The following is a 14433-nucleotide window of genomic DNA, read 5'->3' as shown; positions in this document are numbered from 1 at the left end:
TGGCCGTGCATGCATATGCTGATGGGTAGTTGGCTCGGTGCGGAGCGTGAGCGAAAGGCGTGGTCGTCATGGACCATTCGACGACGGACCCGACAGACCCGACAGACCCGGCGAACCCGATGGGCCTGGAGGACGACTCCGGCGCGGTCCTCAAGACGGTCGGCAAGCAGATCCGGCTGTGGCGCGAAACGGCGAAGATGCGTCAGGCGGAGCTGGCTCGGGCGATCGGCTACAGCGACGAGCAGGTCTCGTCGGTGGAGTGCGGCCGCCGCACTCCGAGCGACCGGTTCCTGGAGAAGGCGGACGAGGTGCTGGGCGCGGGCGGCAAGATCGCGCAGTTCAAGGAGGACGTGGCGGAGACCCGGTATCCGCCGAAGACGCGAAACCTGGCGAAGCTGGAGGCGGGGGCCGTCGAGCTGGACTGGTACGGCAGTCACAACCTCCATGGCCTGTTGCAGACGGAGGAGTACGCACGGGCGCTGTACGGGATGAGGCGGCCGACCTTCACCGAGGACGAGATCGAGGGTCATGTGGCCGGTCGAATGGCACGGCAGGCGATCTTCGAGCGCAAGCCCGCCCCCGCCCTGCTCTTTGTCCAGGAAGAGGCGACGCTCAGGCGTCCGCTCGGCGGCAAAATGGTGCTGCGCCGTCAGCTCGAACGCTTGCTCACGATTGGCCAGTTGCGCCATGTTCAGCTGCAAGTCATGCCGACGGAGACCGAGGAGCACGCCGGCATGGGCGGTGAGATCCAGCTGCTGAAGCTCAAGGACGGGGCGGTGCTCGGTTACTCGGGAGGCCATAACACCAGTCGGGTGAGCGCTGATCCCAAGCACGTACAGGTCCTTGAACTGCAGTATGGGACCATCCGGGCGCAGGCTCTCACGCCACGGGAGTCACTCGCTTTCATCGAGAAACTGCTGGGAGAGACATGACACTCGAGCCGTCCATATGGACCAAGAGCAGCTACAGCAGCAACGAGGAACCCAACTGCGTCGAGGTCGCCGCCACCCCCGGTCTCGTCCGTGTCCGTGACTCCAAGAACGTCCCGGGCGGCCCGCAGCTCGCGTTCCCCGAGACCCAGTGGGCCGACTTCATCGCCTCGGAGCTCGCCCGCCCGTGAGCCCTGCGGCTCACTTCGATTCGACCTGTCCGGCCGGGTCGGGACCGGCCGTCAGCGCGTCACAAGCTCCCTGCCAGGCGGAATCCCCGGGGTAGAGCTGGGTGCGGAGATACGCCCAGGTGAGCCGCTGGACCGCGGACACTCGCCCGGGGTTCTCGTCCGTGGTCTCGGCGACGTCGTATCCGGAGACCCCGCCGAGCCCGTGCTCCGCCCCGAACAGCGTGAGCAGGGACTTGGGGCCGGGCGCGAGGTGGTACGGGTCGGCGTGCCAGTCGGGGCCCATGACCGTCAGATGGGCGGAGTCGTCCTTGTCGCCGGCGACCACGAGCGTGGGCGTCGCCATCTGGGAGAAGTCCGTGGTCGAGAAGAAGGGCCAGTTCTCGGCCACGGACTCGGTGAGGGCGTCGCCGCCCCTGCCGGGCGCGGCGAGCAGGACGCCCGCCGTGATCCGGGGCTCGGTCAGGTTGACCTCCGCGCCGTCGTCCGGATCGATGAGCCGCGCCCCCAGCAGCAGGCTCGCGGTGTGCCCGCCCATCGAGTGGCCGACCACGGCGACCTTGCTGTGGTCCAGGCGTCCGTCGAGGTGCGGGACGGCGGCCTCGATCGCGTCGAGCCGGTCGAGGATGTGCTGCATGTCCTCTGCCCGCGAGCGCCAGAAGAGGGGCGCGCCGGGGGTGTCGGGGTCAAGGGTCTTGCTCAGTGTGCTGGAGCTGAGATGGGTGGGCTGGATCACCGCGAAGCCGTGTGCCGCCCAGAAGTTGGCCAGGGGGGCGTAGCCGTTCAGCGAGGAGAGGTGGTTTGAGTAGCCCTGGCCGTGCGACAGGAGGATGACCGGCAGGTCGCTGCCGGTCATGGGTGCGGAGACGCGTATCTCCAGGTCCACGGCTCGGCCGGGTGCGGGCAGCGCGACCGGGCTGACCGAGAGGACGGGGGCGGGTGAGCTGAGGGCGTCGGATGTGTGGGTCGGTGCAGTCACGATGAGTCCCTTCGATGGCCTCGCGTGCCGGCTTCAGCGTCGCGGGCAGAACCGGAGCGTTGTTCCGCTTAACATACGGAACGGTGTTCCGGTTAGCAAGCGGAGTATCGTTCCGGTTTGCTGGAGGGCTACGGGAAAGGAGAGCGTCGTGCCCACTGCAGGCCAGTCCGGGGAGCTGCCGCCCCGAAGCAAGCGGGCCGACGCGCAGCGCAACCAGCAGACGCTGGTCGCCGCCGCAGCCGAGGTGTTCGTCGCCTCCGGCGTCGATGCGCCCATCCGCCAGATCGCGGCCAAAGCGGGCGTCGGGATGGGGACGATCTACCGGAACTTCCCGACTCGGGCGGATCTCGTCGTCGCCGTCTACCGCCACCAGGTCGAGGCCTGCGCCGAAGCCGGTCCCAGATTGCTGGCCAGCGCCGACTCGCCGTTCGCGGCGCTCCGCCAGTGGATTGACCTCTTCGTCGACTTCCTGGTCACCAAGCACGGGCTCGCGGGCGCGCTGCAATCGGACAGCAGCGGCTTCGCCGCGCTCCACACCTACTTCCTCGACCGTTTGCTGCCCGTCTGCACGCAGCTGCTCGACGCCGCGGCCGACGCCGGCGAGATCAGGCCCGGTACGCAGCCCTACGAACTGATGCGCGGCATCGGCAATCTCTGCATCGGGCGGGACAGCGATCCCCGCTATGACCCCCGCCGGCTGGTCGAGCTGCTCCTCCAGGGACTGCGGCGACCGGACGGCCGGGGACCCTCGCCTCAGGTCTGACGCCCCCGCCCGGCGTCAGCCTCAGGTAGGACGCGGAAGCCGGTCTGCGGTCTGGCGAAAGGCCCCGGCAGGCCGCCGTAGCGTGGCAGGCATGGAAAAGCGCACCCGGAACACGCCGATGGTGCTCGGGATCGTTCTCGCTGTGGCAGCGGTCGCCGGGCTCGCAGTGGCCGTACTCGTCGGCCGTCCCGGCTTCACCTGGCTCAAGGAGCTGCGTGGCGGAAACGGCTGGTATCTGACATACGAGGCATCCGCGCACGGAGAGGGCGGGCCGGGGACGGGGGAGATCGCGTACACGGTCAGCCCGGACCGGTTCGAGGACGGCCTCGACACGGAGCGGGTCAGCGGGGCGGCGCTGCCGTGGAGCGAGGAGTCCGTGGTGAACACCGGGGCCATCGCCCGAGTGGAGATCACGCCCCAGGACGGGCGCACGGCGACCTGCCGGATCATGCTCGACGGCGTCCGCGAGGTCGCTTCCGCGACGTCGCCCGCGCCGGGCGAGCCGGCCGTATGCGAGGTGAAGACCAGCGAGGAGCCTGAGCACTGGCCGAGCGAGACGGGTGAGCCCTCGCGGAACTGAGGCCGGGCGCTCACCGCCGCTCCGTGTGGAGCACCTCCCGCTCGCCGCGGTTGCGGCTCGGCCCGGCGGGGGCCGGGGGGCGCGCCTCCGCGTCACGGCACGTACGGCTCGCAGGCGACCCCGTCGTCGTCCGCGTCGAGGTGGGGGCCATAGCCCGGCTCGCCGCGGTACAGCGGAGCGGCTCCGGCGGCGCGGGCGGCGTCGCAGTTCTCGTAGTACGGCGAGGGAACGGTGAGCTCCCGTACGGAAGCGCTGACGATCACACCGTCGCGGACGGTGTACGTGCCCTCGAAGAGACGCAGCGAGCCGTCCGTCTGGACGGCTTCGAGCAGGATGCGCACGACGTCGCCGGTCACCTCCTGAACATGCAGCGTGTCGCGCGCGGTGGTCGCGAAGCCGGCGACGAAGGTCTCGTACGAGGGTGAGAGGTTCTTGCCGCCCAGCTCCCAGGCCTGCCGGTAGTCCCGGGCGTTGATCGCGGCGTAGTAGCGCCGGACCGTGTCGGCGGGGCTCTCGCTCTCCTCCGGAGGCGGGGTCGGGGGAGAAGCCGGGGGAGAGGCGGGGACCGTGACCGTGGCCGTCACAGTGGGTGCCGGGGTCGCGGCCGGTGTGTCCGCGGGGGAGTCCGCGGGGCGGTCCGGGTCGCCGTCGCCGCACCCCGTGACGCCCACGATCAGTGCGATGAGCAGGGCGGGGGCGAGCCAGAGCAGCCGGTTCATCACGATCACCTCGTGGTGGCGGGCACCCTTCCGTACTCTCCCACTGTGCGGCCCGCCGCCGCAGGCCGCTCGCCGGACCGCAGCAGCCCCCTCCGGGGCGAAGCCCCCGGAAGCCGGTCTACGGCGGGCCCGAGCCGTTGAGCCAGTGCGCGCCGTAGACCGCGCTGGCCGCCGCCAGGGCCGTGAAGCGTGGCATAGGTGTACGCAGGGCGGGAGCGGGCCAGGGGGACGGCCAGCGGCAGCAGGACGGGGAAGGCCGGAATGAGGAGCCGGGGCTTGGAACCGAAGTAGCCGGAGGCTCCGAGGGCCAGGGCGGTCACCACGGCGGAGTAGACGATCAGAGCGATCGGCAGACGCTGTCTCCAGGCCGCCCAGTGCGGCCAGGCCGCGAATGCCGGCAGCGCCGCCAGGACGAGAGTGGTGGCGAGGGGCGAGTCCCACAGCGGCGTCGCCAGGAAGCGGGCGAAGCCGAGCCCCGTGTCGAAGCCGTTGCCCCACTCCGCCTGGACGTCGAGATAGCCGAGCAGCCGGCCGCGCCGGTGTCCTGTCCACAGGATGTTAGGCGGCCGCGCCGAGCGGGGCGCGGGCGCAGCCCGCGACCATGCGGACGCGGCGGTCGCGGGAGCGGCGGCCGGGGCCGGGGCCGGGGCGGGAGCGGCTGGCCAGGACGGCGGCGACGATCAGCGCGGCGCTCAGCGCGACGCCGACGGGGCGGGCCAGCCCGGCGAGACAGGCGAGGGCCCCGGCCGTGAGCCAGCGGTCGCGGAGCAGCGCGTACAGCGACCAGGCGGCGAGGGCGGTGAACAGCGACTCGCTGTACGCCATGGACTGCACGACGGCGACGGGCAGCGCGGCCCACAGGCCCGCGAGGATCAGCCCCGCCCGGTCGCTGTGGACCCGGCGGCCCAGCGCGAAGAGGCTGGCCGCGGCCGCCGCCGAGGCGACGGCGCTGACCAGCAGGCCGACATCGGAGGGAGCCAGCGGCGAGAGTGCCGATCCGGCGGCTTCCAGCCAGGGCAGCAGCGGGAAGAAGGCCATGCTGGAGAGGGGCCGGCCGTCGGGCGCGTGGAGTGTGAACCCGTAGCCGTGCTCCGCGACCCGGGCGTACCACAGGGAGTCCCAGCGGTGGCTGAGGAGCGTATGCGCGCTGGCGCCGCCCGCCGCGGACCAGAGCGCGAGGACGGTCAGGCCGAGCATCCGTATGGCCAGATAGAGGGAGACGGCCGGGGCGAGGGAACGCAGGTCCCATCGTGACGAACCTGCCCGCACCCCGCACTCCCTAGCCAACCGCCCAGAACGGTGCATGTTATCCGCCGGGCCGCCACCCGGACGGCCTAGCCCCGGCTCTCTCGGCAGGACGGCGTCCGCGGACCTTCCTACGCTGGCCGGGTGGAGGGCAAGGAGGAGCAGGGAAAGCCGGGAAAGCCGGGAAAGCCGGGAGAACCGGGAGAACCGGGAGAACCGGGAGAACCGAAGGGGCCGGAGGCCGCGGCCGGGGAGAAGAAGCAGTTCCCGGAGTGGCTGGAACTCACGCTGACCGTGGTGATCGCGCTGGCCGCCGTCGCGACCGCCTGGGCGGGTTTCCAGAGCCAGAAGTGGAGCGGCGTCCAGGCCAATTCGTACGCCTCCGCGTCCGCCACCCGCACCGAGTCCACCCGGAACTCCACCGAGGCCGGCCAGTTCGTCACGATCGACGTCATCATGTTCACGCAGTGGCTCTCCCTGCTGAACGAGGAGATCCTCGAAGGCGGGGCGGAGCGGCCGGACGGCCGGTACGTCCCCGACCCGGAGCGTGCCTCGGGCGCGCTGTTCGAGAGGTTCCGCAGCGAGTTCAAACCGGCGATGGACGCCTGGCTGGCCACACGCCCGCTCCAGAACCCCGACGCTCCCAGCACGCCCTTCGCCATGCCCGAGTACCAGCTCGCCACCCTTCAGAAAGCGGTGAAGCAGCTGGACGAGGCCGAGGGCCTCGCGGCCAAGGCGCGGCAGGCCAACCAGCGCTCCGACAACTACGTCCTGACGGCGGTGCTGTTCGCGCTGGTGCTGTTCTTCGCCGCCCTCACCAGCCGGATGCGCGCGGGGCCCGCCCGGTGGGTGCTGTTCGGCCTCAGCCTGATCGCTCTGCTGGGCTCGGCGGGTCTGCTCATCGTGTACCCGGTGCAGCTCTGAGCCGGGAGACGGCGGCGACGGCGAGTGCCGGAAGGCAGAACAGCGCTGTGCCCCACAGCGGGACGCTGATCAGGACCGGGGCGCGGCCGAGCAGGAACAGGGCGAGCAGCAGCGTGGAGCAGCCGGTGCTGAGCGCCACCCAGCGGCCCAGAGGCCAGTGGAACACGGCGCGCCAGTACGGGGTGCAGGACATCAGCGCGGCGAAGAGGCCGACCGCCGCGACCGAGCCGGGGACGATGTCGACGCGGGCGGACCAGCCGATGAGGTGATGCGCCAGCAGCAGGGCCGCCGCGCCGGCATACGCGTGGAGGACGAACTGGCGCAGCGTATGGAAGCGCGGCTGCCGCGCGCGGCGTTCGGCGGCCCAGGAGGCGGCGAAGGCGTTGAGGTCGTCGCCCACGACCGCGGCCGCCGGTCGGCCCGCGTCGGCGAGGTGGTCGCGCAGCTCCGCGAGCATGTCGTCGAGCTCGGCCTCCGGCAGATCGCGGAACAGCCACTCGGTGCGGCACCGGTCGAGGATGTCGTCAGCGGTGTCGTCAGCGGTTGGTGTCATGGGTGTCATCCGTTTCCCCCGGTTGTCCGTCGGACAGTGTGCGGTCGACGGCGGCGGCGAAGCCCCGCCAGGTCGTGCGGCCCGCGGCCAGCGCGGCGCGGCCCGCGTCGGTCAGCCGGTAGTACTTGCGCGGTGCGCCGCCCGCCGGTGACGACGCCCGGTACGCGTCGATGAGACCGCTCTTCTGCAGGCGGGCCAGCAGCGGATAGATGCTGCCCTCGCTGACCAGCTCCAGTCCGTTCTCCGCAAGGCTCGCGGCGATCTCAAAGCCGTAGCGCGGGCGCTCGGCGATCAGCGCCAGCAGGCACAGGTCCAGGACTCCGCGCAGCAGTTGAGAACGCCGCTGGTCCGCCGCCACTGCCGCTTTCGCCGCCGCTGCCGTTTCCGTGTCGGCCGGCGCAATTGTCATGCGGTGCATGCATAGTGAGGGACTCTTTTGCGATGCAAGGCAGTTGAGGGCGCGGTTCCCGACCGTAGCGCTGCCCCGAGGCGTTGCGGCCCTTCTCGTGGCTTGATCGCCACCACATGGGTGGCCAATACATCCTTGCTGCGGCGTGTCCGGTGTGATCAAGTGGGGTGCCGAGGGGGTCCGTTCCGCGTCCGTCCTCGCCGCGCGGTTCGAGCAGGAGATCATCTCGCCCGTCGTCGGTGTGTTCACCACCGACTGGGGCGGCGCGCTGGACACCGCCAAGGACGCCTGGGACGCCATTACCCCCTGGTAGTCGAGTGATACGATCCGGGCCGGAGGACAATGCCGTATGTATTCCGGCGACTTGCCCTCCGGCCCGGAAAGGCTGGCATTCTATGTTTCTCTCCTTGTCCACCCTTGCCTGGGCCGTGATAGCCGTCGCCGTCACTCCGGCGCATATCGCTCTGATGCGCTGGTCCATGCCCACGCCGAAGGCCAAGCGGTCGGTGTCCTTTGTGCCGCTGCCGGTGGCTGTCTCCGCCCTGGCTTTCGCGGCCGCGAAAAGCTACATGGTCGCTGAAATTCTCTATCTCTACAGCGCCGTGCTGGTCATGTTCGTGGTCATGATCGCGCCGGTGAGGAAATGGGTCGGCGCGGACATCGCGAAACAGGAGAACAATCCGGACATCAAAGTGAAGGCGCACGCGCCTTCCCTGTGGTGGATCTTCGGCTCCGGGTTCGTCATGCTGATGACCGTCGTGTCCGTGTGGTCGTCGGGTTCGTCGGCGTTGTGAGATCGCTGTGAGACGGGCGTGATGCGGACGGGCTGACCCGGGCTCACCGGCCGCCCAGGAAAACCGGGTTCGTCATCGCCGCCAGCGGACCCGGCAGACCCGGCACACCCGGCGTCACCGGGGCGTGGCGCACCTCCGCCCGTACATATGTGGCGTACTGCGGGGTGGCAGTCCACTCCACCGTGCCCGTCCCGGACGCGGGCAGCGCCTCCGTATGCAGCGTGCCCTGGTCGGTGACGAAGGCCGCCGTGCAGCCGGGGGCGCCTGTGACGTCGAGGCGGACCGTCACCGGGGTGTCGTCCGCGACGCGCAGCCGCTCGCCGATGCCCGCGTGCCGGCCCCGGCCGCCCGCGGCGGAGAAGGCCAGGGAGACCCCACAGGACTCGGCGACATACGAGCGGCCGGCGCGGATGCCCGCGAGGATCGCCCCGCGGGACAGCTCGTCGGCGAGGACGACCGTCTGCGGAACCCCGATGGCCTGCGGCTCCCGGTGGGCGTCGCTGCTGCCCATCGCCGGGAGCCAGGCGCGCCGGGAACGGGCCGCGGCGGCCAGCGTGCTGTCCCAGGCGGCGAGGGCGACCTCGTCGTCCGGGGTGTACGGGCCGTTCCACACCTCCACCGCGTCCGCCTCGCCGAAGCCGAACTTCCAGCCGCAGCCGATGCAGGCGGCGTGCGGATGGGCGGGCACGACCAGGCCGCCCGCGCGTCTGATGCCGCGGGCGATATGGCCGAAGCGGTTGTCACGGGCCCGGTAGCGCCAGTCGACGAAGACGCCCGGATCGGTGCCCAGGGCGAGGGCGTGGCCGTTGCGGGTGGTGACCTCCTCGCCCGTGAGGATCAGCAGGTCATCACCCCACAGGCCCTCCCAGGCCCCGTGCGCCGCATGGGTGTTGTGCTCCGAGGTGTTGATGAAGTCCAGCCCGGCCGCCCGCGCACCCGCCGCGACCTCCTCGGGGGTGCGCTTGCCGTCCGAGAAGACGGTGTGCAGATGGCAGTCGCCCCGGTACCAGGACCGGCCGCGCCCCGCGGCACGCTCCGGAGGGTAGACCGGCCTCGGCGCGGGGGCGGGCGCGCCGAAGCGGAGCGTGATGGTCACCTCGTACGGCAGTCCCTGCGGGGCGACCGTGTACGGGCCGAGGGCGATATGCCAGGTGCCCGGGTGCACCGGCCCCGGGATGTAGCCGGGCGTCGCCGCGTCCGCGCGGATGAAGAACTCCGTGCGGGCCCCGCCCGACCAGCCGCGGAAGCCGCGGCCGCCGAGCGCGGTGCCGCGTTCGTCGAAGATGCCGATGTCCAGGGCGTTGCCCTGGGTGCCGGAGGGGACGGGGACCCGTTCATAGGCGTAGCTGACATGGATCTCGCGCACCCCGGGCGGGACCTCGACGGGCAGATAGACATAGTCGGGCGAGCCGGGTGGCAGGGTGCCGCCCACCACCCGGGTCTGAACGCCGTCGCCGCCGCTGCCGCCCGCGCCGGCGTCGGCAGATTGCGCGAACCTCACACCGCTCAACGTAAACGCGCTCGTGGCTCCCGTCACGAGCAGAGTGCGTCGCGTCGCCATGGTTCCCCGTCCCGAGAGAGGAGGTGCGCGTACACACGGACGGTGGCATTGAGACGTGAACGCCCGTGCAAGGGAAGGGGGCCGACGGTACTGGACTACGTGTCGCGTAGGACTGTGTCGGGCGGGAGGCGTCTGGCGTAGTACAGGGGGAGCAGAGCGCCCGCTACCAGCGCCACACCCGGCACCGGAAGGAGCACGGCGGCGGTGGGCAAGTGAATGGCACCCGGTCCGCTCAGCATTCCGACGGCGGCTGCACCGATCACGACGCCGATGACGGCGGTGACGGTGCCAATGACGAACAACTCGATGGCGACCAGGCAGAAGATCCGGTTCTCGGTGAATCCGAGCGCCTTGAGCAGGCCGATCTCGCTCATGCGGGCGCGTACCCGCTGTGTGCCCATCACAAGTCCGAACAGGGCGGCCAGCACGGCGATGGCCCACAGCGCGGTGGTGGAAGCGGTGTCGAGGAAGGACAGTGCGGGAGACAGGGCCTGCATCTGGGCGGTGATGCTCGCCGCGTAGAGCCCCTCCTGGCGCAGATGCCGCTGGACCGTGCCCACCTGGCTGGCCGAGGCGACCTCGACCTGGATGTTCTCGAAGCCCTCTGTGGCGTACAGCTCTTCGACGGTCTTGGCTTGAGACGCCGCATACAGCTTTACGGCGATGTCAGGGTGAACATAGGCGCTGCCTGGGCCGTCCAGGTTCCCCGTGGAGTCGTCGTGCACGCCGGTGACGGTGAAGCGGAGTTCTTCGGGCTCGCCGCCGTGCAGGGACTCACTGCCGTCCTTACCGGTCTCGACACGGTCGATGGGGGTATGCATGACGACGATGTCGCGTCCGATGAGCTGGTCGGCGGACAGGCCGGCGAACCCGTCCGGCAGCACGATCTCGCCGGGAGCCACGGCGAATGACCGGTCCGGCTCCTTCTGCGCGGCCAGGGGCGGGTGGGCAGCAGTCCAGGGCCGCAAAGCGAGCATGCGCGGGTTCTGCCGTGACTGGTCCTCCGCCAGATAGACCTCGGCACCGTCCCCATCGTAAGGGGTGACCGCGGTGACGCCGGGGACAGCGGCGATCTCGTCGATGCGCTCTTGTGTGAGTGGTGTGCGGTCGTCGGGAGTGGTGGCCCACACGCTGATCGTGCGGAGTCTGCCGTCGCCGGAGTCGAGCTCGACGGCAGTCGCACGGGCCTCTTGTACGGGGCCGCGCGCCACGACGACGAAACCGATCAGGAGGGCGAGGAACAGTGGCATCGCCCAGTGACGGCGCAGGGAGCGCAGCACCTCACCGCGGACCAGAGGGGTCTCGGTCACGACAGCTTCCCTTCCCGCAGACTGATGGTGCGTGTCGCGATCTGTGCGAAGGCAGGGTCGTGAGAGGCGACGAGGACGCCTCGCCCCTCGGCGGCCAGTCGCGAGAGATGCCCGCGTACAAGGGCGCTTGCATCGTCATCGAGCCCGGCCGTGGGCTCGTCGGCAAGGACCAGTGCGGGGTCGTTGACCAGTGCCCGGGCCAGGGCGACGCGCTGGGCTTCACCGCCCGACAGGAGCGTGGTGCGGTGCGACGCCCTGTTGCCCACTCCGAACTGGTCCAGCAGCTTGGCGGCGGTGGAGAAGGCTTCGGTTCGGTGACCCAGCGAGGGCAGTGCCACGTTCTCCACGGTGTTCAGGGAGGGAAGGAACACCGGCTTCTGGAAGACGAATCCGATGTGTTCGCGCCGGGTGCGTGCGGCTTGGCCACCCGACAGCCCGCTGGCGCCGCATACCAGTACGGTGCCGCGGGTTGGGGCTGCCAACAGGCCGGTGATCGACAGCAGGGTGGTTTTGCCCGTGCCGGACGGACCGCGCAGCCACACCAACTCGTGCGACCTCATGGCGAGTGAGATGTCCCTCAGCACGGTGAGCGGACCGGGAAACTCCTTGCTCACGGAGTCGAGCTCCAGCAGCGTCACTTCGGGTTCACCAGCCCGCTTGAGAAAGCCGCCCACGTCTCCTTGAGTGTGCATACGTCAGCCGATTGGAAAGGCCGGTAGAACTGTTCGGCACCCTCGCACCCACGGGCTTTGTCGAGCCAGGATTCGAGAGTGTCAGGCAGGCCGGCCTCCCCGATCCCGTTCCCGGGAACCTGGTAGGCCGCGACTATCTCACCGACGAGGGCTTTGCTGTCCGGAGACTCGAGGAACTCGCTGGACTCCGCGACCTGGCTGTCAAAGTGCTGGAGGGCTTCGGTCTTGTTGGCCAAGTATGGGGCGAGGGCGAGGGTCTGCCAGGCGTGGTAACGGTCGGTTCTGTCGTCCACGTCGAAGAGCTCCGCCTTCAGAGGCGGGATGTCATCGGCGTAGCCGAGGCGTTCCAGCATCTGAATGGTGAGCCCTGTGCCTTCCGCGTTCATTTGTGTGACGCCGTCCGAGGTGAGCCGCTTGATACTGCACGAGGCGGCATTCTTCTCCAGCGCCTTGTCGCGCTCCTGGGCGATGTGGAGGAGCGATGCGGCGAAGAGTGCACCATCACAGCCCGGCTGCGTGGCAACGTACTCGCGTACCTTTTCGACCGAGACGACCTCGCTGCCCCGCCCGCTCGAGTCCGCGAGTGCGGCGGCGAAGTAGAGGGCAGACATGTCATGGACCGGATCGTCGCCTTCGTTCCGGCCAGTGGGAGTGACGGGCGAGTAAGCTCCGTCCCCGACGCGGAAGCTATTGAGTTCGTCCACCACGCGATCCATGCCGGACGGCCCGGCGCACCCGCTGACGGACAAGGCGGCTGCCATGGCGAATACAGCTGTGAAACGGCCCGGTCGGGCGCCGAAGCGCCCAACCGACAGTGCCCCTCTGCGGGTCACCCTTTCTCCTCTTCAGCTTGCAGACACGTTTCGGTGCGTGCCGTAGTAGAAGGTGCTGGCTGTGTTGTTGTAAGTGACGTACACGGTGGTCATCCCGTAGCACTTGCTGCCTTTGAGGTAGGCGCCGCGCTGGCCCTTGTTGTTCGTCACGGACTTGTCCAGGGTTCCGCTCGTAAGGGGGCTGCCGTTCCAAGCGACGCCGTAGCCGGTGGCGGTGACGCGTGTCTTGACGTTGTCCTTTCCGGAACGGGGCGCCTTGCCTCCCGATATCACGGCTGAGACCTGGTAGTCGCCGCAACCCCTGAAGCTGAGGCTGTTGCTGTACCAAATGTTGGATGTCAGCTTTGCGCCCCCGGGGAGGCTCGTGGACCGAGGCTTTCCACCTGCGTGTGCGAGCGGTGCAGCCGTCAGCAGGAGGGTGCTGGCCGCAAGAATGGCAGTCCCGCCGGAGACGAGGCGTGCACGGTTTCCATCAATTCTCATTTGACTACCCCTCAGGTCTATTGCACATCTGGCGAGGAGGAGTCTCCCTCTCGGCAGCCCCGATCGCTATTGGACTTTTGGGTATGGCCCGCAAGGGCATAGGTCCGCAGAGCGCAGGAGCTCGTGGTGTGCAAAAGCGAAGATGGCAGCCTCAATTCGAGACGCGACACCGATCTTGCTCATGAGGTTTGTCAGATGTGCCTTGACTGTCCGTTCCGCTATCCCCAGCGTCCGTGCGATGCTCCGGTTTCCGGCAGCGGACCCGAGGAGCACAAGTACTTGTTTCTCCCGATCCGTCAGCGACGCGACGCCGTTGGGGTTACCTGGAGCAACCGGCTGCGCCCCCCTGTACAGCGCATTATGCAGCCCTGCTGCGGACAGGTCACTTGCATCCCGCGTGGTCATTACGGGCATCCCCTCTGTGTTACTCACCAGTCACGGTGATGTCGGGCACCCTACCAGGGGTAATTACATCGGTGATCGACAGCGGTCGGCCTGCTTCAACCCGGCCGGGCACTCGCAGGAAACAGCACGACGAAAAGCGGCCCGGGGCTGGGCACTTCACGCGGCACGGCATACGTTGGCCACGCCACTCTGCGTATCGACCAGGAGACGATGGAGGCCCCCGATGCGCATCGCGACCACGATCTTCCTGACCGATGAGACGATCACCCCGGTGCGGCTGGCGCGGGAACTGGAGCAGCGCGGCTTCGCGGGGCTCTATCTGCCGGAGCACACCCACATCCCCGTCGAGCGCGCCTCCCCCTACCCGGCGGGCGGCGAACTGCCGAGGGAGTACGGCCGCACCCTCGACCCCTTCGTCGCGCTCGCCCAGGCGGCCGCCGTCACCGAACGCCTCGGCATCGGCACCGGCGTCGCCCTGCTCGCCCAGCACGACCCGATCGCCCTGGCCAAGCAGATCGCGAGCCTGGACCAGCTGTCGGGCGGCCGGTTCACGCTCGGCCTCGGCTACGGCTGGAACAAGGAGGAGGCGGCGGACCACGGCGTCATCTGGTCCACGCGGCGGGACGTCGTCCGCGACCGGATGGGCCTGATGCGGGCCCTGTGGGCGGCGGAACCGACCGGGTACCAGGGCGAGCACTGCTCCGTACGGCCCTCGTACGCACACCCCAAACCCGCCGGAGGCGCGCCGCGGACCCTCCTCGGCGGCGCCGCCGGGCCCCGGCTCTTCGCCGACCTCGCCCAGTTCGCGGACGGCTGGCTGCCCATCGGCGGGCGCGGGCTGACCGAGTCCCTGCCCGTGCTGCGCGCCGCGTGGGAGTCCGCGGGGCGCAAGCCGGAGGAGCTTCAGGTGGTGCCGTATGCCGTCCTGCCGAGCCCCGGCAAGCTGGCGCACTACGCCGACCTGGGCGTGACGGAGGTCGTGCTGCAACTGCCGCCCGCGGGGGAGCGGGAGGTGCTGCGCACGCTGGACGACTACGCGCGGTATCTGTGACGGTCGTCCGTACGG

At 69.8% G+C, this 14433-nt stretch carries 18 protein-coding genes and 1 pseudogene; 8 read left to right on the top strand and 11 right to left on the bottom strand.

The genetic code is table 11. From position 1 onward, the window contains the following. The first annotated feature begins 68 nt into the window (after positions 1–68). Positions 69–932, top strand: coding sequence for a helix-turn-helix domain-containing protein (locus OF819_RS15435; protein ID WP_267244089.1), 864 nt, complete (start codon positions 69–71; stop codon positions 930–932). Then, a complete protein-coding gene (locus tag OF819_RS15430; protein WP_267244088.1) occupies positions 929–1120 on the top strand; it encodes a DUF397 domain-containing protein in 192 nt (63 codons plus the stop codon). Before OF819_RS15435 ends, OF819_RS15430 begins: the two co-directional genes overlap by 4 nt. A 10-nt stretch (positions 1121–1130) precedes the next feature. Here the strand turns inward: OF819_RS15430 and OF819_RS15425 are convergent, their stop codons facing one another. After that, a complete protein-coding gene (locus OF819_RS15425) occupies positions 1131–2096 on the bottom strand; it encodes an alpha/beta hydrolase family protein (RefSeq protein ID WP_267244087.1) in 966 nt (321 codons plus the stop codon). Positions 2097–2244: 148 nt separating this feature from the next. Here OF819_RS15425 and OF819_RS15420 point away from each other — a divergent pair, with 148 nt between their 5' ends. Continuing rightward, a complete protein-coding gene (locus tag OF819_RS15420; RefSeq protein ID WP_267244086.1) occupies positions 2245–2859 on the top strand; it encodes a TetR/AcrR family transcriptional regulator in 615 nt (204 codons plus the stop codon). A gap of 91 nt (positions 2860–2950) precedes the next feature. Beyond that, positions 2951–3439, top strand: coding sequence for an MmpS family transport accessory protein (locus tag OF819_RS15415; RefSeq protein WP_267244085.1), 489 nt, complete (start codon positions 2951–2953; stop codon positions 3437–3439). A 92-nt stretch (positions 3440–3531) separates the two neighbouring features. Here OF819_RS15415 and OF819_RS15410 read toward each other — a convergent pair whose 3' ends face one another. Both OF819_RS15410 and OF819_RS15405 read right to left on the bottom strand, forming a co-directional pair. Next, on the bottom strand, positions 3532–4158 hold the full coding sequence (locus OF819_RS15410) for an excalibur calcium-binding domain-containing protein (RefSeq protein WP_267244084.1): 627 nt from the start codon (positions 4156–4158) through the stop codon (positions 3532–3534). A 118-nt stretch (positions 4159–4276) separates the two neighbouring features. Continuing rightward, positions 4277–5355: pseudogene (locus tag OF819_RS15405) on the bottom strand (glycosyltransferase family 39 protein). Positions 5356–5547: 192 nt separating this feature from the next. Between OF819_RS15405 and OF819_RS15400 the strand changes: the two are divergent. Beyond that, on the top strand, positions 5548–6327 hold the full coding sequence (locus OF819_RS15400) for a hypothetical protein (protein ID WP_267244083.1): 780 nt from the start codon (positions 5548–5550) through the stop codon (positions 6325–6327). Here OF819_RS15400 and OF819_RS15395 read toward each other — a convergent pair. After that, positions 6302–6880, bottom strand: coding sequence for a hypothetical protein (locus OF819_RS15395; RefSeq protein ID WP_267244082.1), 579 nt, complete (start codon positions 6878–6880; stop codon positions 6302–6304). The genes OF819_RS15400 and OF819_RS15395 overlap by 26 nt on opposite strands. Continuing rightward, a complete protein-coding gene (locus OF819_RS15390) occupies positions 6864–7289 on the bottom strand; it encodes a PadR family transcriptional regulator (RefSeq protein ID WP_267244081.1) in 426 nt (141 codons plus the stop codon). The genes OF819_RS15395 and OF819_RS15390 overlap by 17 nt, the downstream gene beginning before the upstream one ends. A gap of 145 nt (positions 7290–7434) precedes the next feature. Between OF819_RS15390 and OF819_RS15385 the strand changes: the two genes are divergently transcribed. Then, entirely contained in the window at positions 7435–7602 is a 168-nt protein-coding gene (locus OF819_RS15385; protein ID WP_267244080.1) for a hypothetical protein, read from the top strand. Between the two features lie 94 nt (positions 7603–7696). Further along, a complete protein-coding gene (locus OF819_RS15380) occupies positions 7697–8083 on the top strand; it encodes a hypothetical protein (RefSeq protein WP_267244079.1) in 387 nt (128 codons plus the stop codon). A 43-nt stretch (positions 8084–8126) separates the two neighbouring features. Here OF819_RS15380 and OF819_RS15375 read toward each other — a convergent pair whose 3' ends face one another. From OF819_RS15375 to OF819_RS15350, 6 genes are all read right to left on the bottom strand, one after another. Continuing rightward, on the bottom strand, positions 8127–9644 hold the full coding sequence (locus OF819_RS15375; protein ID WP_267244078.1) for a CehA/McbA family metallohydrolase: 1518 nt from the start codon (positions 9642–9644) through the stop codon (positions 8127–8129). A 95-nt stretch (positions 9645–9739) separates the two neighbouring features. Continuing rightward, a complete protein-coding gene (locus OF819_RS15370) occupies positions 9740–10954 on the bottom strand; it encodes an ABC transporter permease (protein ID WP_267244077.1) in 1215 nt (404 codons plus the stop codon). Then, positions 10951–11628, bottom strand: a complete 678-nt coding sequence (locus tag OF819_RS15365; RefSeq protein WP_267244076.1) for an ABC transporter ATP-binding protein — start codon at positions 11626–11628, stop codon at positions 10951–10953. Before OF819_RS15365 ends, OF819_RS15370 begins: the two co-directional genes overlap by 4 nt. Next, entirely contained in the window at positions 11589–12350 is a 762-nt protein-coding gene (locus OF819_RS15360) for a hypothetical protein (RefSeq protein ID WP_267244075.1), read from the bottom strand. Before OF819_RS15360 ends, OF819_RS15365 begins: the two co-directional genes overlap by 40 nt. Positions 12351–12491: 141 nt before the next feature. Further along, the gene (locus OF819_RS15355; protein WP_267244074.1) at positions 12492–12962 is read right to left on the bottom strand and encodes a hypothetical protein; all 471 of its coding nucleotides are present in this window, start codon (positions 12960–12962) and stop codon (positions 12492–12494) included. A gap of 66 nt (positions 12963–13028) precedes the next feature. Then, positions 13029–13367 carry a helix-turn-helix domain-containing protein gene (locus OF819_RS15350; protein WP_323748930.1) on the bottom strand — a complete coding sequence of 113 codons (339 nt, stop codon included), beginning with the start codon at positions 13365–13367 and terminating at the stop codon, positions 13029–13031. A gap of 223 nt (positions 13368–13590) precedes the next feature. Here OF819_RS15350 and OF819_RS15345 point away from each other — a divergent pair, with 223 nt between their 5' ends. Beyond that, a complete protein-coding gene (locus OF819_RS15345; RefSeq protein WP_267244073.1) occupies positions 13591–14418 on the top strand; it encodes an LLM class F420-dependent oxidoreductase in 828 nt (275 codons plus the stop codon). Positions 14419–14433: the final 15 nt, after the last annotated feature.

Source organism: Streptomyces sp. PR69, assembly GCF_026420845.1.
In the GTDB taxonomy this organism is placed as follows: domain Bacteria; phylum Actinomycetota; class Actinomycetes; order Streptomycetales; family Streptomycetaceae; genus Streptomyces.
This window is presented reverse-complemented; position numbering and strand designations above follow the sequence as displayed.

Coding starts and splice junctions, on each gene's coding strand:
- OF819_RS15435 (WP_267244089.1), top strand. CDS start 69: ATGGACCATTCGACGACGGACCCGACAGACCCGACAGACCCGGCGAAC.
- OF819_RS15430 (WP_267244088.1), top strand. CDS start 929: ATGACACTCGAGCCGTCCATATGGACCAAGAGCAGCTACAGCAGCAAC.
- OF819_RS15415 (WP_267244085.1), top strand. CDS start 2,951: ATGGAAAAGCGCACCCGGAACACGCCGATGGTGCTCGGGATCGTTCTC.
- OF819_RS15410 (WP_267244084.1), bottom strand. CDS start 4,158: ATGAACCGGCTGCTCTGGCTCGCCCCCGCCCTGCTCATCGCACTGATC.
- OF819_RS15395 (WP_267244082.1), bottom strand. CDS start 6,880: ATGACACCAACCGCTGACGACACCGCTGACGACATCCTCGACCGGTGC.
- OF819_RS15390 (WP_267244081.1), bottom strand. CDS start 7,289: ATGACAATTGCGCCGGCCGACACGGAAACGGCAGCGGCGGCGAAAGCG.
- OF819_RS15375 (WP_267244078.1), bottom strand. CDS start 9,644: ATGGCGACGCGACGCACTCTGCTCGTGACGGGAGCCACGAGCGCGTTT.
- OF819_RS15355 (WP_267244074.1), bottom strand. CDS start 12,962: ATGAGAATTGATGGAAACCGTGCACGCCTCGTCTCCGGCGGGACTGCC.
- OF819_RS15350 (WP_323748930.1), bottom strand. CDS start 13,367: ATGACCACGCGGGATGCAAGTGACCTGTCCGCAGCAGGGCTGCATAAT.
- OF819_RS15345 (WP_267244073.1), top strand. CDS start 13,591: ATGCGCATCGCGACCACGATCTTCCTGACCGATGAGACGATCACCCCG.